The organism is Aliiroseovarius sp. YM-037 (assembly GCF_048060095.1).
Classification (GTDB): Bacteria; Pseudomonadota; Alphaproteobacteria; order Rhodobacterales; family Rhodobacteraceae; genus JBLUOA01.
Genome location: NZ_JBLUOA010000001.1, coordinates 543,449 through 557,010, shown reverse-complemented (window position 1 = coordinate 557,010; position 13,562 = coordinate 543,449). Strand labels below are relative to the sequence as shown.

At 62.0% G+C, this 13,562-nt stretch carries 13 protein-coding genes; 2 read left to right on the top strand and 11 right to left on the bottom strand.

Translation table 11 applies throughout. The features are described from left to right. Positions 1-115: 115 nt before the first annotated feature. The 3 genes from ACEWPJ_RS02630 to ACEWPJ_RS02620 are packed head-to-tail and all read right to left on the bottom strand — an operon-like array spanning position 116 to position 2,972. On the bottom strand, positions 116-1,126 hold the full coding sequence (locus tag ACEWPJ_RS02630; protein ID WP_416510685.1) for a YcjF family protein: 1,011 nt from the start codon (positions 1,124-1,126) through the stop codon (positions 116-118). Next, the gene (locus ACEWPJ_RS02625) at positions 1,123-1,563 is read right to left on the bottom strand and encodes a GNAT family N-acetyltransferase (protein WP_416510684.1); all 441 of its coding nucleotides are present in this window, start codon (positions 1,561-1,563) and stop codon (positions 1,123-1,125) included. The genes ACEWPJ_RS02630 and ACEWPJ_RS02625 overlap by 4 nt, the downstream gene beginning before the upstream one ends. Then, positions 1,560-2,972, bottom strand: a complete 1,413-nt coding sequence (locus ACEWPJ_RS02620; RefSeq protein ID WP_416510682.1) for a YcjX family protein — start codon at positions 2,970-2,972, stop codon at positions 1,560-1,562. Before ACEWPJ_RS02620 ends, ACEWPJ_RS02625 begins: the two co-directional genes overlap by 4 nt. Positions 2,973-3,071: 99 nt before the next feature. Here ACEWPJ_RS02620 and truA point away from each other — a divergent pair, with 99 nt between their 5' ends. Continuing rightward, positions 3,072-3,845, top strand: a complete 774-nt coding sequence (truA, locus tag ACEWPJ_RS02615) for a tRNA pseudouridine(38-40) synthase TruA (protein ID WP_416510681.1) — start codon at positions 3,072-3,074, stop codon at positions 3,843-3,845. Here truA and ACEWPJ_RS02610 read toward each other — a convergent pair. Further along, positions 3,842-5,020, bottom strand: a complete 1,179-nt coding sequence (locus ACEWPJ_RS02610) for an amidohydrolase family protein (protein WP_416510680.1) — start codon at positions 5,018-5,020, stop codon at positions 3,842-3,844. The two genes, truA and ACEWPJ_RS02610, sit on opposite strands and share 4 nt — an antisense overlap. Before the next feature lie 172 nt (positions 5,021-5,192). Between ACEWPJ_RS02610 and ACEWPJ_RS02605 the strand changes: the two genes are divergently transcribed. After that, a complete protein-coding gene (locus tag ACEWPJ_RS02605; RefSeq protein WP_416510678.1) occupies positions 5,193-5,633 on the top strand; it encodes a MarR family winged helix-turn-helix transcriptional regulator in 441 nt (146 codons plus the stop codon). Here ACEWPJ_RS02605 and ACEWPJ_RS02600 read toward each other — a convergent pair. The 7 genes from ACEWPJ_RS02600 to ACEWPJ_RS02570 all read right to left on the bottom strand — a co-directional run bounded on the left by ACEWPJ_RS02600 (position 5,630) and on the right by ACEWPJ_RS02570 (position 13,537). After that, positions 5,630-6,214 carry an amino acid synthesis family protein gene (locus ACEWPJ_RS02600; RefSeq protein WP_416510676.1) on the bottom strand — a complete coding sequence of 195 codons (585 nt, stop codon included), beginning with the start codon at positions 6,212-6,214 and terminating at the stop codon, positions 5,630-5,632. The genes ACEWPJ_RS02605 and ACEWPJ_RS02600 overlap by 4 nt on opposite strands. After that, positions 6,211-6,795: an amino acid synthesis family protein gene (locus ACEWPJ_RS02595; protein WP_416510674.1), complete on the bottom strand. Its 585-nt coding sequence runs from the start codon at positions 6,793-6,795 to the stop codon at positions 6,211-6,213. The genes ACEWPJ_RS02600 and ACEWPJ_RS02595 overlap by 4 nt, the downstream gene beginning before the upstream one ends. Next, positions 6,788-7,648 carry a UPF0280 family protein gene (locus tag ACEWPJ_RS02590; protein ID WP_416510672.1) on the bottom strand — a complete coding sequence of 287 codons (861 nt, stop codon included), beginning with the start codon at positions 7,646-7,648 and terminating at the stop codon, positions 6,788-6,790. Before ACEWPJ_RS02590 ends, ACEWPJ_RS02595 begins: the two co-directional genes overlap by 8 nt. Then, positions 7,645-9,072 carry a 6-hydroxynicotinate reductase gene (locus tag ACEWPJ_RS02585; protein ID WP_416510670.1) on the bottom strand — a complete coding sequence of 476 codons (1,428 nt, stop codon included), beginning with the start codon at positions 9,070-9,072 and terminating at the stop codon, positions 7,645-7,647. Before ACEWPJ_RS02585 ends, ACEWPJ_RS02590 begins: the two co-directional genes overlap by 4 nt. Then, complete coding sequence (locus ACEWPJ_RS02580; protein ID WP_416510668.1) at positions 9,069-11,831, bottom strand: molybdopterin-dependent oxidoreductase; 2,763 nt, start codon at positions 11,829-11,831, stop codon at positions 9,069-9,071. The genes ACEWPJ_RS02585 and ACEWPJ_RS02580 overlap by 4 nt, the downstream gene beginning before the upstream one ends. Further along, on the bottom strand, positions 11,824-12,669 hold the full coding sequence (locus tag ACEWPJ_RS02575; RefSeq protein WP_416510667.1) for an FAD binding domain-containing protein: 846 nt from the start codon (positions 12,667-12,669) through the stop codon (positions 11,824-11,826). Before ACEWPJ_RS02575 ends, ACEWPJ_RS02580 begins: the two co-directional genes overlap by 8 nt. Positions 12,670-12,748: 79 nt before the next feature. Next, a complete protein-coding gene (locus tag ACEWPJ_RS02570) occupies positions 12,749-13,537 on the bottom strand; it encodes a copper chaperone PCu(A)C (protein ID WP_416510665.1) in 789 nt (262 codons plus the stop codon). Between the last annotated feature and the right edge of the window lie 25 nt (positions 13,538-13,562).

The window sequence follows — 13,562 nt, the reverse complement described above, 5'->3', positions numbered from 1 at the left end:
CCGGTCGCCCTGATGGTCAGAGCGCCGGGCATGTAATTCGCAAGAGAGTCACAAGCAGGCGGGTCATGGGCGCGGTTATAGGCGCGGCCTTTGCCAACGTCCAGTCCTGCATACCCTAACCCTTGGATCGGCCGAACAACCCGGTCAGTGCCCGCTGGACAAGGTTCGTGACGGACGGACGCTTGGACTGACGGAAGGGAAGCGGGCGACAGACTTCCAGCGCGGCAACGCCGACACGGGCGGTCAGGGCACCATTGATGATCCCCTCGCCAAACCGTCGCGAAACCTTGGACAGCACTCCACCGCCGGCGACGGAACCGATCAGATCATCACCAACCGCTACAGCACCCGTTGCGACCAGATGGGTCAGCACCGTTTTCAGCAACCGCCAACTGCCAAGCGTTCCCGCCCGTCCGCCGTAAATCTCCGCAACCCGGCGGATCATGCGCATATTGGCGGCAAGCGCCGTGAACAAGTCAGCAAGCGCGATTGGAACGATAGCCGTCACCGTCGCAACTTGCCGCGCCGCCGCTTCGATTTCCTGTCGTGCCGCTTTGTCGAGCGGACTCATCAGTTCTGTCTCGGCCAGTCGCAGCAGGCTGTCGGCATCGAACATATCGCCCTGCCGCTCCGCGAACCGTTCCCGCGCCCAGCGCATATCTTCGCGGGATTTATAAAGCGCGTCGAGCCGTTCGGCCACGTGGCGCGCGGCGGGCAGATCATCAGCAATCAGCGCCTCTTCGGTGGCGGCATGAAGCGCATCAAGGCGGCGCAAGCGGGCGAACCCGGCGAGTTCGCGCAAGGTGATGGCGATCAGGATCAGGATGAACAAGCCAACCAAGCCCAAGGCAATCGCGCCAAGCACTGGGGAGCGATCGACCAACCCAGTCACAAAATCCCACGCCCAAAGCGACAGCGCGAAGGTCACGATTGACGCGAGCACCCCCCAGAACAGCCGCCCCAGCCAGGACCGTCGCCGCGCACCAATCATGGCGAGCGCTTGCATCGCCTGACCCTGCTGTGTGACCTCGTGCGACAGGTCCGGCACCGGCGGGGCCACATCCGGCCCCGGCCGGTCGTCGCTTGTATCAAGATCGATGACAATTGGTCCGCGTTTCTTGGTCATGCCGCCACCTTCTGTTCCCAGGCAAAGCGAATGTCGGGCAGATGGTCGTCATTGCCCGTTCCATCCGTCCGCTCAACCTCGGCAAAACCTTCGCGCAGGTAGAACCGCCGCGCGGGCGTGTTCGCCTGATGCGTCCAAAGCGTCAGTGTCGGACGGCAGCCTTTCGCATGGTCAAGCAAGCGCTTGCCTAGCCCCCTGCCCGGTTCGCTGACGTAAAGCGCGTGGACCACATCGCAGTCGCGGGCCAACATCCCCGCCACGTGATCCGTCAGGGCCAGAGTCACCCAGTTCCGGTCGATCATCAGCCGCGCGAAATGCAGCATCTCGTTCCTGCTATAGCGCTGGTGCAGCCACGGGGTTTCGCGCATCCAGCCGAACATGATCGCGGCGACCTCTGGCGCGTCGGACGGGCGCGCTTGTCTCAACTCCGGCGTCATAACTTATCCCCGATCAGGAACTGCGCGGCTTTGTCCAGCCGGATATGCGGCGGCCCGTCGCCGGGTTTCAACTTCAACGGTGCAGGCGCGAAGGACATGATGTCATAATCCTGATCCAGCCACCTGTCTGCCCCTGCCCGAGCCGAGGACAGCAGCGCGTTCGGGTCTTCCGGCAGTTCACCGGGATAAAGCGCCGCCTGCTTTCCGGTCTTCAGCAACGTCCCCCGCACACAGTCGAGCGGTGCGCCTTCATGGGTGATCGTCTCCTCGACCGTCGCGCGGATCGCTGCAATCGACATTGCCGCGGTCCCGGCCCCGGCGAAATCCGCCCGGTCGCGGGCGTCACGCAGCATTGCGTCCATGATCGCGGTCAGGCGAGGGTGCTGACTGTGATGAAGGTGATCTGCTTTGGTCGCGGCAAACAGGATTTTTTCGACACGCCGCCCCAGCAGCAGTTGGGTGAGGAACCCGTTACGTCCGGGCCGGAAGCTCGACAAGATTTCCGTCATCGCGCGGCGCATATCCTCAACCGCGTCGGGGCCACTGTGGATCGCGCCCAACGCGTCTACCAAAACCACCTGTCTGTCGATCCGTGCGAAATGATCCCGGAAGAACGGCTTTACGACTTGGGATTTATAGGCCTCATACCGGCGCTCCATCTCTCGCCACAAGGATTTGCGCGTCGGGCGGTCAGGCTGCGGCAGCGGGGCAAAGGTCAAAACCGGCGCCCCGGCCAGATCACCGGGCAACAGGAACCGGCCCGGCGTGCAGTCGGAATAGCCCGCCGCACGGGCGCGGATCAGGTAATTGGTATAGCTTTGGGCAAGCGCTTGGGCGGCGGATTCATCGAACGGAGCAGTCGGATCAGCGGCAGAAACGGCGGCAAGGTAGCCTTGCGCATCCTCACGTTTCTCGATGCGGTCAAGGGTCGCCGTCGACCATTCGGCAAAGCTCTTGTCGAGCAGGGCAAGGTCCAGCAGCCATTCACCAGGATAGTCGACGATATCAAGATGCACCGTCTTGGGGCCGGACAACCCGGCCAGAAACCCCGGCGGTTGCACCCGCAGCGACAGGCGCAGTTCGCTGACAGCGCGGGTGCTTTCGGGCCAATGCGGTTCTGGCGAGGTCAGCGCGGCAAGATGCGTTTCATAGTCGAACCTCGGGATCGTATCGTCGGGCTGCGGTTGTAGATAGGCCGCGCGGATGGCGCCTGTCGCGGCGGGCAACAGTTGCGGCATCCGGCCCTGGTCCAGCAGGTTGGCGATCAGCGAGGTGATGAACACCGTCTTGCCCGCCCGCGACAGCCCGGTCACACCCAAACGCACGGTCGGTTCAAACACGCCGGTCACGCTTGCGCCAAGGCTTTCCACGCCGCGCGTCAGCCCGTCTGCCAGATCCCCGATGCCCAAGGGCGCCCCTTTCCGTTTCGTTTTGCGAAAGATAGGGGTCGAAACAGTCGGATACCAGCCCGCATTGCAAATGGGCGCGGGCCGCGCTATCGCAACAACATGCCCCGATATGCCCTGAAGATCGAATATGACGGCGCGCCGTTCGCTGGCTGGCAACGGCAAAGAAACCAAGCCACCGTGCAGCAGGCGGTTGAGACCGCACTCGCGGCAATTGACCCCGATGGCCCCGTGGTTACAGGGGCCGGGCGAACGGATTCCGGTGTTCACGCGACCGCACAGGTGGCCCATTGCGATACATCGAAACCGTGGGACACGTTCCGCTTGGTTGAGGCGTTGAATTTCCACCTGAAACCGGCCCCCGTCGCGATCCTGCAAGCGGCCGAGGTTGACGATGACTTCAGCGCCCGATTTTCCGCGGTTGAGCGCAGCTATCTTTATCGGATCGTTTGTCGCCGTGCCCCGCTGACCGTCGAACGCGGGCTGATGTGGCGGGTGAACCAGATGCTTGATGTCGACGCAATGCAAGAAGCGGCGGATCATCTGATCGGAAAGCATGACTTCACGACGTTCCGATCCGTTATGTGTCAGGCGAAATCACCGGTCAAAACGCTGGATGAGCTGCGGGTCGAAACGCTCGACATTCCTTACGGCAAGGAAGTCCACCTGCATGTCCGCGCGCGCAGTTTTTTACACAACCAAGTGCGCAGTTTTGCCGGTAGCCTCGAACGGGTCGGCGCGGGCGCTTGGCGGCCTGACGATATGAAATCAGCGCTTGAATCTTGTGACCGGGCATCATGCGGGCCGGTCGCGCCTCCGCAGGGGCTTTACCTCACGAATGTTCGCTACGACCCGGATCCGTTCGCCAAACCTTAACCGCGCACGACTTCTGGCAGTCGTCCAGCAGGCGGCGTGTTGCGGCTGCGTTCGCTGCGGACGACGCCGTCGATGATGGTCATCCCGACGCCCGGTAGATTGCCAAGCTCCACCGACTCCAAAATGGTCGCGCCCGGCGCGTGTTGGGCCTGATCCATCAGCACGAAATCGGCGCAGTAGCCTTCGGCAATCAGCCCTGTATCCAGTTCCCGTTGACGCGCGGTGTTGCCATTGCCAAAGCAGAACGCAATCTCTGCCGGGACGTTCCCAAGGCTCGACAGCATTGCGATCATCCGCAAGATACCAAGCGGTTGCACGCCCGAGCCCGCCGGGCCGTCGGTGCCAAGGATTACGCGTTCCATCTGTTTCAATTCCCGTGCGGTGTTCAGCGTCAGAAGCGCCGCGCGTTCGTTGCCGTTATGCACAATCTCAAGCCCTTTGGTGCAGCTTTCGCAAAGGCAAACGATCTGATCGTCGGGCAACGCGGAATGGCCACCGTTGATGTGGCCGATCACATCGGTTCCGGCCTCGAGCACGATATCGGCATCGATCAGGCCCGAACCGGGGATCGACGGCCCGCCGGTATGGATCGTGCTTTGAATGCCATATTTTCTTGCCCAATCCACCATCTTCTTGGCGGTCGGGCCATCCTTGACGCTGCCAAGCCCAACTTCGCCTAACAGGGTGACGCCCGCGTCAGCGAGTTCCTTGAAGTCGTGTTCTTCCATCCCGTGCTCGATCACCGGGGCACCGGCCATGACCTTGACGCCGGAGGGGCGGAAATTCTCATACCAACGCTGCGCGGCTATCGCCATCGCCTTGAGACCAACGATGTCTTTCGGGCGTCCGGGCATATGCACTTCGCCCGCTGAAATCAGCGTTGTGACCCCACCGTTCAGCGTTGAATCAATCCAATGGAGCTGTTGCTGGCGGGGCGTGTAGTCCCCGACCACCGGGTGAATATGGCTGTCGATCAGACCGGGGGCGAGGGTCACGCCCTTCGCATCAATTTCTGTCGTCGCATCCTCTGTGTCGAGGTCGACCTCATGCCCCCAAGCGCTGATCTTTCCGTCGACGGCAACGATGCAATCCCCGTCAAGGATCGGCGCTTCGATCTTGCCGGACAGGATCAAGCCAATGTTGCGGATGACGAGTTTCTGGGATGGATCGGCCATGGCGCCCTCATCTGAACGGATGAATACTTGTTAGCACACTAACTAGGAAACGCCTTCAATCAAGGAAAAGCGCGGATAGACGGCACAGGCGACGCGGTTACGCGGACGCCCGTTTTCTGCTACGAAATAAAAAGGGGCCAATGCGGGCGTCGACAAACAGGCGGTAGCGAATTTGAACGACAGACCCGATGAAGCTGTGCAGGGCGGCTACCGGCTTGATGACCAGATCGGCTATGTCCTGCGGCTTGCCAGCCAACGGCACGCGGCGATTTTCCAGAACCTGAGTGTGATGAAGCTGACGCCGACGCAGTTTTCGGCGCTCGTGCGGATTGCCGAGGTGGGAGAATGTTCGCAGAACCATCTGGGGCGGCTAACGGCGATGGATGTCGCGACGATCAAGGGCGTGATCGACCGGCTCGGGAAAAAGGAACTGGTCGCGCTGAATGCAGACCCGGCGGACCGGCGGCGCACATTGATTTCGTTAACGGACAAGGCGGCGGTGCTGATCGCAGAGCTTCACCGCGTCGGGCGAATGATTACCGAAGAAACCCTCGCTCCGCTCAACAGCAGCGAACGACGGCGGCTTCTGCAACTGTTGCGCAAGATCGCCTAGCGCAGACCGTCCTTGCCTTCAGCCTCTTCGGCCAGCAATCCCCCGACACGCGGAAGGGGCCGCCCGCTATCTGTTACGGCAACGGCGACCATAATCTCATCCGCGCGGGGGGAGTCGTTCAGCCGCACCTCAATCCCATCGAAATGCGACCGGACATAGGCGGCGTCCTTGTGACCAAGCGGCACGTCAAGCACCTGCCCCGGTCCGCCCATTTTCTTTGACGACGGGACCAGTGCCGCGCCCTTCTCAACCGTTTTACGCAAAGGGGCGCCCAGTTTCGGGTGCAAAATGGCCGCAGCGTGTTCCAATTCGCCGTTCTCGCCGACCATTGCGGCCTTGCCGTAGCTTTCTGCATCGCGCGGCTCTATCCCAAGCGCGGCAACGCATTTCTCGCCCAAAAGCCCGCCAAGCTCCGCTCCTATCGTCATCAGCGGGGCGAGGTCTTCGACATATCGCCCGGCAAACGGGTTTGCGATGACGGCCACGGCAACCGCCTTGCGGGTGGCCGGAGAGATTTCCCTGCCGATTTCACGGTGCGTTTCTTCGACCCACACCGCGATCTTGCGAATATCTGCGCTCATCTCAAACCATCCTCGCCTTTGATATCTGCGGCACGAAGCCCGCCGGACCGCGCATGAACCCGCGCGCCTGTTGTCATCACCAAAACATACACCAGTTCATCGGCGCGGGGCGCGTCGTTCACGCCGACCTCCATCGAATCAAGATGACTACGCACGTAGCTGGCCGTGACATGGGTGATCGGCACATCAAGCCGCGCCCCGACCGCGCCGACCTTCTTGGCGGATGGCACAATCGCTTTCGCCCCGCCAAGCACATCGCGCATCACGTAGCCGCCCGGCGCGTGCCACAGCGCGCCATGCTCAACCTCTCCAGCCGTGCCAACGATGGCCCCTTTGCCGTAGCCTTCGACGGCGGACGCATCACCGCCCAACAGATCGACAAGTTTTCGCGCCATGTCGAGGCCAAGGGGTTTCAGGTCTTCCATAAACCCTTGAATGTCGGCCTCATATCGTCCGGCAAAAGGATTCTTGATGACAGCCACGACCGCCGCCCGCAGCAATGGCGGATCGGACGGGGTGCCGCCTTCGTGGTGGATTTCTTCCACCGCCGTTACGAACTTACGAATTTCAACGTCAGGCATGGGCCATCACCTTTTTATGGTCGATCAAGGCGGGCAATCCGATCGTCCGGGTGTCGCCCTGAAGCATCAGTGCGGCCCCGACGATCAGGCCGTCACGCAACATCCGCTCGGCTCTCTCCGCTCCGTTATTAAGCGCCATCGCGCGGTCGGATTTACCGAGTTGCCCGCACTCCGTCACCACAAGCCGGTCGCCAAGGTCGCTGTTCGGATCAACCTCGATAGCTGACGCGCTGTTGATCGACGGGTGATCCGGCAACATCACCGCATTGGCGATCAACGTCGCCGCCGCATCTGCATCCGCCGCCGTTTGGGCGAGGACTGTGACGGAGTCCGCAATCCCCATCGACAGGCTGCGCCCACCGCGCCCGCTTGTTGCAATGCCACGCACCGGATCATCTGACCGGATCACAATACGCCCGTTATCGGTGCCATCCACCCCGGCAATCGCCAGACGGAAAGATGCGCCGGGTGAGAGGTGAAGGGCGATGTCCCCACCGTTATTCACATATGCCCGCGTCAGGGTGTGCCCGGTCGTCATATGGGTCAAAATCTCATCCGCGACAGCGCCTGCGACGGCGGCCATTGGCGTAATGAAATCGGCGTTCCCATGCGGGCGGGTCGCGCGACACATGCGCCGGGCCGTCGCGCCGTGTAGGTCGGCGAAACCGACACGCTCCCGCAACAAGGGCAGTTCTTCAACAAGTTCCTCCAGAACACTATCGAACCGCCGCGCAGCCGCCCGAAGCGCATCCACTCGATCCGGCCCCTCCGCGTCGATAATCAAGTCAATCGGGCCGTGTTGCAGATGCAGTCGCTTTCCGTCGGGCAGCATGGCGACCTGTGGTTCGATCATGACTTGCCCGCCTTCCCAACCCGCCGGACGTCTTGCTGCAACACATCCTCAACCGGTTTCACGTGATCGACATGGCCGCCAAGCGCTTCGTAATCAGTGCGGCGCAGCGTGAACTCAATCGGTGCAACCAGCGCGGGGGTTGGCACGTAGCCAAATGAATTTGTTGGCATATCAAGCACGTCCGCCATCACCGTGATCCCACCGCCGGGCCAGACATAGGCAGATGATCCGCCGCAGGACACATGGGTCAGCGCCTCTTTCACCGACTTCGTCAGACGGACAGGGTTTTCCGTCACGCCAGCGCGGAGCGAACCACCCGCGCCACCCATGAACAGGACCGAACACAGGGAAGGTTCGCAATTCTCCGCAATCCGTTCGACCGATGCGCGCAGCGGCGGCGTGATCTCAGCTGCTTCCGGCTCAAGCGCTTCATTCAGGGTGTAGTAGCCCCACTGCTCTCCGGTTGTTGAAACCATCAGCAACCGCAGACCGGGCCACGCGACCTTCGCATCTGTCGGCTTCAGGATCGACAGCGGGTCTTCGACATCCGTGCCGCCCCAGCCTGTGCCCGGTTCTGCTACCTGAAAATAGCGGCCAGGCGTCGAGCGTCTTCCCTTCACTTTGATCCCTGTTGCGGGCACGTTCAGCCCCTTGCCGGCTTCATGCTCTGACAAGACGCCGGTGATGTGATCGTCAACGACCACGACCTCGTCCACATGCGGCGCCCATTGTTTCGCGAACATTCCAATCGCCGCGGACCCGCATCCGACGCGCATCAGCTTTTCCGGGGTTCCGTTGATAATCGGAGCCCTGCCCGCCTGCACGACCACGGCTGCGCCGTCATCAATCGCCATCTCAACCGCATCGCAGTTGCAAAGCCGCAGTAAAGCGTCGCAGGTCACGCGGCCTTCTTTCTTCGAGCCGCCCGTCAGATGATCCACCCCACCAAGCGACAGCATTTTTGAGCCATACTCGCTGGTCATCACATGACCGATCGGCTCACCCTCCACCCGAACAATGGCGCGTTCAGGTCCGATGTGGCGGTCGGTGTCGATCTTCACCTTCACGCCGCAATAGCTAAAGATCCCTTCGGTCACGACCGTCACCATATCGACGTCTTCGATCTGTTGGCTGACGATGAACGGGGCGGGTTTGTAATCGGGGTAGGTGGTGCCAGCGCCAACCGCCGTCACAAACGGACGGCTGCCTTGGATTACGTCGCCGTCCCAATCCACACCGCCGCCGGTGTTTAGAAACGGAACCGCCTGCCCGCCGGATTCGATGATTGTCAGAGGGTCAAGCCGCACAAGCTCCCCGTCGTGGTTGGCATAGCGGTCGCACGCCCCGGCCTTGCCATCGGCGATGTAGCACATCACCGGACAGGCATCGCAGCGGATTTTGTCGGCAACGCGGCTTTTGCTCATTCGGTCTGCCTTTTCATGGCCTGCAAAACCCTCTCGGGCGAGGCGGGAACCTGCCGCACGCGCGCGCCACAGGCGTTATATATCCCGTTCAGGATCGCAGGGGCGGTCGGGATCAACACATGCTCCCCCAGCCCCTTCGCGCCGTAGGGTCCGTGGGCGTCGGGTTCTTCGATGATGATCGTGTCAATGGGCGGCACGTCGCCAATCGTAGGGATCAGATAATCGTGTAGGTTTTCGGTTCTGCCCGGCAAGTATTCCTCCATCAGCGCCATGCCGAGCCCTTGGGCGATGCCGCCATGTACCTGTCCTTCGACCAGCAGCGGGTTAATCGCTTGCCCGACATCATGCGCCGCGACGAACCGCGTGGCCTTCACCGTGCCAAGCGCCGTGTCGACCTCGACCACCGCAAGATGGGCGGCGTATCCGAACTGCGCGTAGGGGACACCCTGACCGTCGGCGTCGAGCGGTTCCGTCGGCGGGTCATAGGTTTCTTGGGACGTCAGCACGTAGCCTTCGCCGTTGGCCTCCAAACGGCCAAGGTCGATCGCATGGCTTTGTCCACCATCCTCGACACGAATGACACCGCCTTCGATGTGCAGGACAGCCGCATCCGATGCGTTGCAAAGCGCCAGAATATCCGCACGCAGCGCCGTGCCAGAGAGTAGCGCCGCGCTGCCTGACACGTAAGTCTGGCGGGAGGCCGATGTTTTCCCGGCGTCCGGCGTCACATCCGTGTCCGCACTGATCAATTCAAGCTGCGACACCGGCAAACCCAACGCCTGCGCGAAGATCTGGGCGATCACGGTATTCGCGCCCTGTCCGATATCCATCGCGCCCTGATGCAAGACTACCGTCCCGTCCGCGCGAACACCGGCCTTGATCGTAGAGGGGTTGGGAAGGGATGTGTTGCCACATCCATACCACCCGCTTGCGACCCCGACGCCACGCCGAAGCGGGGAGCCTGTGGCCTTTGATCGGTCATTGAACGCTTCTGCTTTTGCCTGTTCCGCTGTCCAATCCGAGCGCAGCGCCTCCAGGCAGGCTTTGATGCCGACTCCGGTTTCAAAAACCTGCCCGCAGACGGTTGGATGGCCGTTTTCAAGCGCGTTCAGGATGCGGAATTCCAGTGCGTCAAGCCCGAGCTTCTCGGCCAGTTCATCGAACAGAACCTCCTGCGCGATGGCGGCCTGCGGCACGCCAAAGCCGCGAAATGCACCCGCCGGAACGCAATGCGTGTGAATGCCTCGCGCTTCTGCCAAGTAATTCGGGACTTTGTAAGGACCGGATGCGTGAACCGGGACGCGGTTCGCGACCGTCGGTCCCCAGGACGCATATGCTCCTGTGTTAAAGTCGCCGCGAAACTCCATCGCTTCAATGCCGCCTTCATGATCACATCCGATTTTTACTTTCATATCAGAGGGATGCCGCTTGGTCGTCGCCTGCATCGACTCCGTCCGCGAATAGGTGATCCGCACCGGCTTGCCGGTTTTCAAGGCTCCGAGCGCGAGATAGGGCTGCACCGACAAATCAAGCTTAGCCCCAAACCCGCCGCCGACCCCGGTTGGGATGATGCGAATATCAGTCGGTTCACAGCCCAAAATGACCGCAAGACTATCGCGGTCCATCCCCGGTGCCTGCGTGCAGGCGTGGACTTCGACCCGGCCATCCAAAAGTTTCGCAAACCCGGCCTCTGGTTCAATATAGGCGTGTTCGACGAACCCGCTTGAAAACCGCCCTTCGACGGTCACATGGGACCGGGCGAGGGCCGCATCCGCATCGCCACGACGCACAAAACCGCTGCACATGACATTGCCCGCCCGCGTTGGATGCAATTGCGGGGCATTGGCGGTGAGGGCGTCGGCAACGCTTGTGGCGGGCTCCAACTCCTCCCACTCAATCGGGACATCCGCGGGGTCAAACCGCGCCATTGCCTCGGGCGAGCCGATGACGGCTGCGACCGCCTCACCCCGAAACCGAATTTCCTCTTCTGCAAAGACGGGTTGATCGACGAAGTCAGGAATGACCCCGAACCGGTTTTCGCCCGGAACATCGGCAGCGGTCAGGACGGCCTCTATCCCCTCATGCGCGGCGACGTAGCTATCGATATCCCCGACGGTAAACTGTGCCCGCGCGAACGGCGACCGGACGATCCGCAGCACCAACGTATCCGGTGGCGCCACGTCATCGCCAAACGCTTCGCGCCCCTCGACCTTTGCCTTACCGTCAAGCTTGCGGATCGTCGTGCCGACCTCTCCCGATCCCGTCGGCCCATCTGCACCATCGGGCGAGGCTGCCTCCAGCACCGCGTCGATGATCTTCCGATACCCGGTGCACCGACACAGCACCCCGCCCAGCGCGTCTTTCACCGTCTCTGCATCGCTTGCGCCGCCATCGCGCAGCAGGGAAACCGCTGACACCATCATGCCCGGCGTGCAGATACCGCATTGCGCGGCGCCGTGGTTCTGAAACGCTTCGGCCAGCGCCTTTGCCGACGGATCGGCTTTGACGAGGCCCGCTACAGTCTCAACCACGCACCCCTCTGCCTGTTGCGTCGGCATCAGGCAGGCGCAGACCGGGGCACCATCGACGAGCACGGTGCACGCGCCGCAATCCCCGGCGTTGCAGCCGATCTTTACGTCCCGCAGACCAAGCCGTTCACGAAGCGTGTGTGACAACCGCTCCCCCGGTTTGGCTGCGACCTCCACGTTCTTGCCATTGGCGCGAAAGGTGGTGGCCGTATCTGAAAGGCGCCTATCCACTGCCCGCTCCGCCCGCCGCTGCGATTGCCCGTTCGCACAGCTCAGCGACCGCGCGTAGTCTGTAATCAGCAGTGCCGCGTGCATCGGTGATGGGTGACAACAGGGTCAGATGGCCCGAATCGACTGTCACGCGGCGAAGATCGGCAACCGGCATCCCGATCAACGCATCCTCAAGCACAAACAGCCGCTGCGCAACGGCAGAGCATGATCCGACCGCGACACGCGCACCTTCGACCCGGTCATCGGAGTCGACCCAGACAACGACGCCAACCATGGCAATCGAAATCACCAGATAGCGACGGCTGCCGAGTTTCACGAAGCTGCTCGTGGCGTTATCCGGCAGCGCAGGTATATGCAGCGCGGTCAGCAACTCCCCATCGCGGAGCCGCGTCTGGCGCACATTCGCAATGAACTCCGCCAGCGGAACCTGACGCGATCCGCCCGGTGCGCTTAATTCAACGGACGCCTCAAGCGCCAAGAGCGGTGGCACACCATCCGCTGCTGGCGACGCATTGCAAAGGTTGCCGCCAACCGTCGCGACGTTCTGGATTTGATGCGATCCAACCTCTGCCGCCGCGGCTTTCAAGCCATCAAAACAAGGGGGCAGATCGTCCTTCACCACATCGCGCCAGCGCGTGGTTGCGCCGATCCTCCAGCCGTCATCCGTCCGCCTGATCCCGCGCAGTCCGTCGATCCGCGTGATGTCGAGGATGTTGTCCGGCGCGGGCTTTTCCCCAAGCATCGGAAAGAAATCCGTCCCCCCGGCGACAACGGAAATGTCTCCCTCCGCAAGTGCGCTGAGGGCATCTTGCAGGCTGCTTGGCGCGAGATAGGCCATGCGCTCTCCCAGTCAGGGTCGCTAGTATACTAATAAACTCCTGCCCTTGATCGCCTGTCAATTTCTTTCTGGCGAAGGGTCACTCCACTACAATCTCAGCACTGACCGAGACTGGAACGTCATCGACGACATAGACCCGGTGATCGTTGGTGTTCAACGTTACTGTAACGGTATGACGTCCGGCGGGTAGCGCCCCGATCAACGCTTCGGGCCGATAGAGCCGCTGAAGCTTCAGCCCGTTGATATAAAGGTGCCCGTGCCCATAGCCCGGAACGTGGCCTAGCCCGTCAACCGTGGGCGAGAATGTGAATTCGTCGGATAGAACTGTGACGGACCAGCCCTCGCCATCCGCCGCTGGTTTGACTTGCAGATCAACCTTCGGCGCGGGTTCGCCCGGCCCAACCCGGCAGATATCGCCGAGGTCGGGCTGCCCGGCGACCGATGCACCGCCAGTCGGGTCCGCGACCGTGGCAAGGACCGAAACTTCCCCCGCGCGGTCGAAGGTCAGGGTCAGCGGGAAAGTCGCGCCGGGGCCGATGCCGCCGTCTACCCCATCGAGTGCGATATGCGCACCGTCCGCCGCCAAGGTGGGCGTCGCCCCCGACGGGATGGGCGCGGAAGTCGCCCCGATCAGACCCGCAGTCTCAGCAGATTTCGCAATGGACGTGTGGGCGCCGAGCAGCGTATCAGGCGGGCCGAGGTTTTCGATTTTCAGGAAGACGTTAAAGCTGTCGGCGGTATCCGCGTCCCAAACGGCCCGCGCCTCCGTGATCCGAAGCGGAGTGGTTGCCGATTGCAGCTTCCAGAAAACCAGCGCGCCGCCTAGAAGAAGGACAGCCAGAACAACGGTCGCACGTCTGTGTTTCATTGGACTTCCACGCCAAAGGTGTTTG

Bases quoted from the DNA above. Each gene is read 5' to 3' on its own strand.
- ACEWPJ_RS02630 (WP_416510685.1), bottom strand. From the start codon at position 1,126: ATGACCAAGAAACGCGGACCAATTGTCATCGATCTTGATACAAGCGAC.
- ACEWPJ_RS02625 (WP_416510684.1), bottom strand. From the start codon at position 1,563: ATGACGCCGGAGTTGAGACAAGCGCGCCCGTCCGACGCGCCAGAGGTC.
- truA (WP_416510681.1), top strand. From the start codon at position 3,072: ATGCCCCGATATGCCCTGAAGATCGAATATGACGGCGCGCCGTTCGCT.
- ACEWPJ_RS02610 (WP_416510680.1), bottom strand. From the start codon at position 5,020: ATGGCCGATCCATCCCAGAAACTCGTCATCCGCAACATTGGCTTGATC.
- ACEWPJ_RS02600 (WP_416510676.1), bottom strand. From the start codon at position 6,214: ATGAGCGCAGATATTCGCAAGATCGCGGTGTGGGTCGAAGAAACGCAC.
- ACEWPJ_RS02595 (WP_416510674.1), bottom strand. From the start codon at position 6,795: ATGCCTGACGTTGAAATTCGTAAGTTCGTAACGGCGGTGGAAGAAATC.
- ACEWPJ_RS02590 (WP_416510672.1), bottom strand. From the start codon at position 7,648: ATGATCGAACCACAGGTCGCCATGCTGCCCGACGGAAAGCGACTGCAT.
- ACEWPJ_RS02585 (WP_416510670.1), bottom strand. From the start codon at position 9,072: ATGAGCAAAAGCCGCGTTGCCGACAAAATCCGCTGCGATGCCTGTCCG.
- ACEWPJ_RS02575 (WP_416510667.1), bottom strand. From the start codon at position 12,669: ATGGCCTATCTCGCGCCAAGCAGCCTGCAAGATGCCCTCAGCGCACTT.
- ACEWPJ_RS02570 (WP_416510665.1), bottom strand. From the start codon at position 13,537: ATGAAACACAGACGTGCGACCGTTGTTCTGGCTGTCCTTCTTCTAGGC.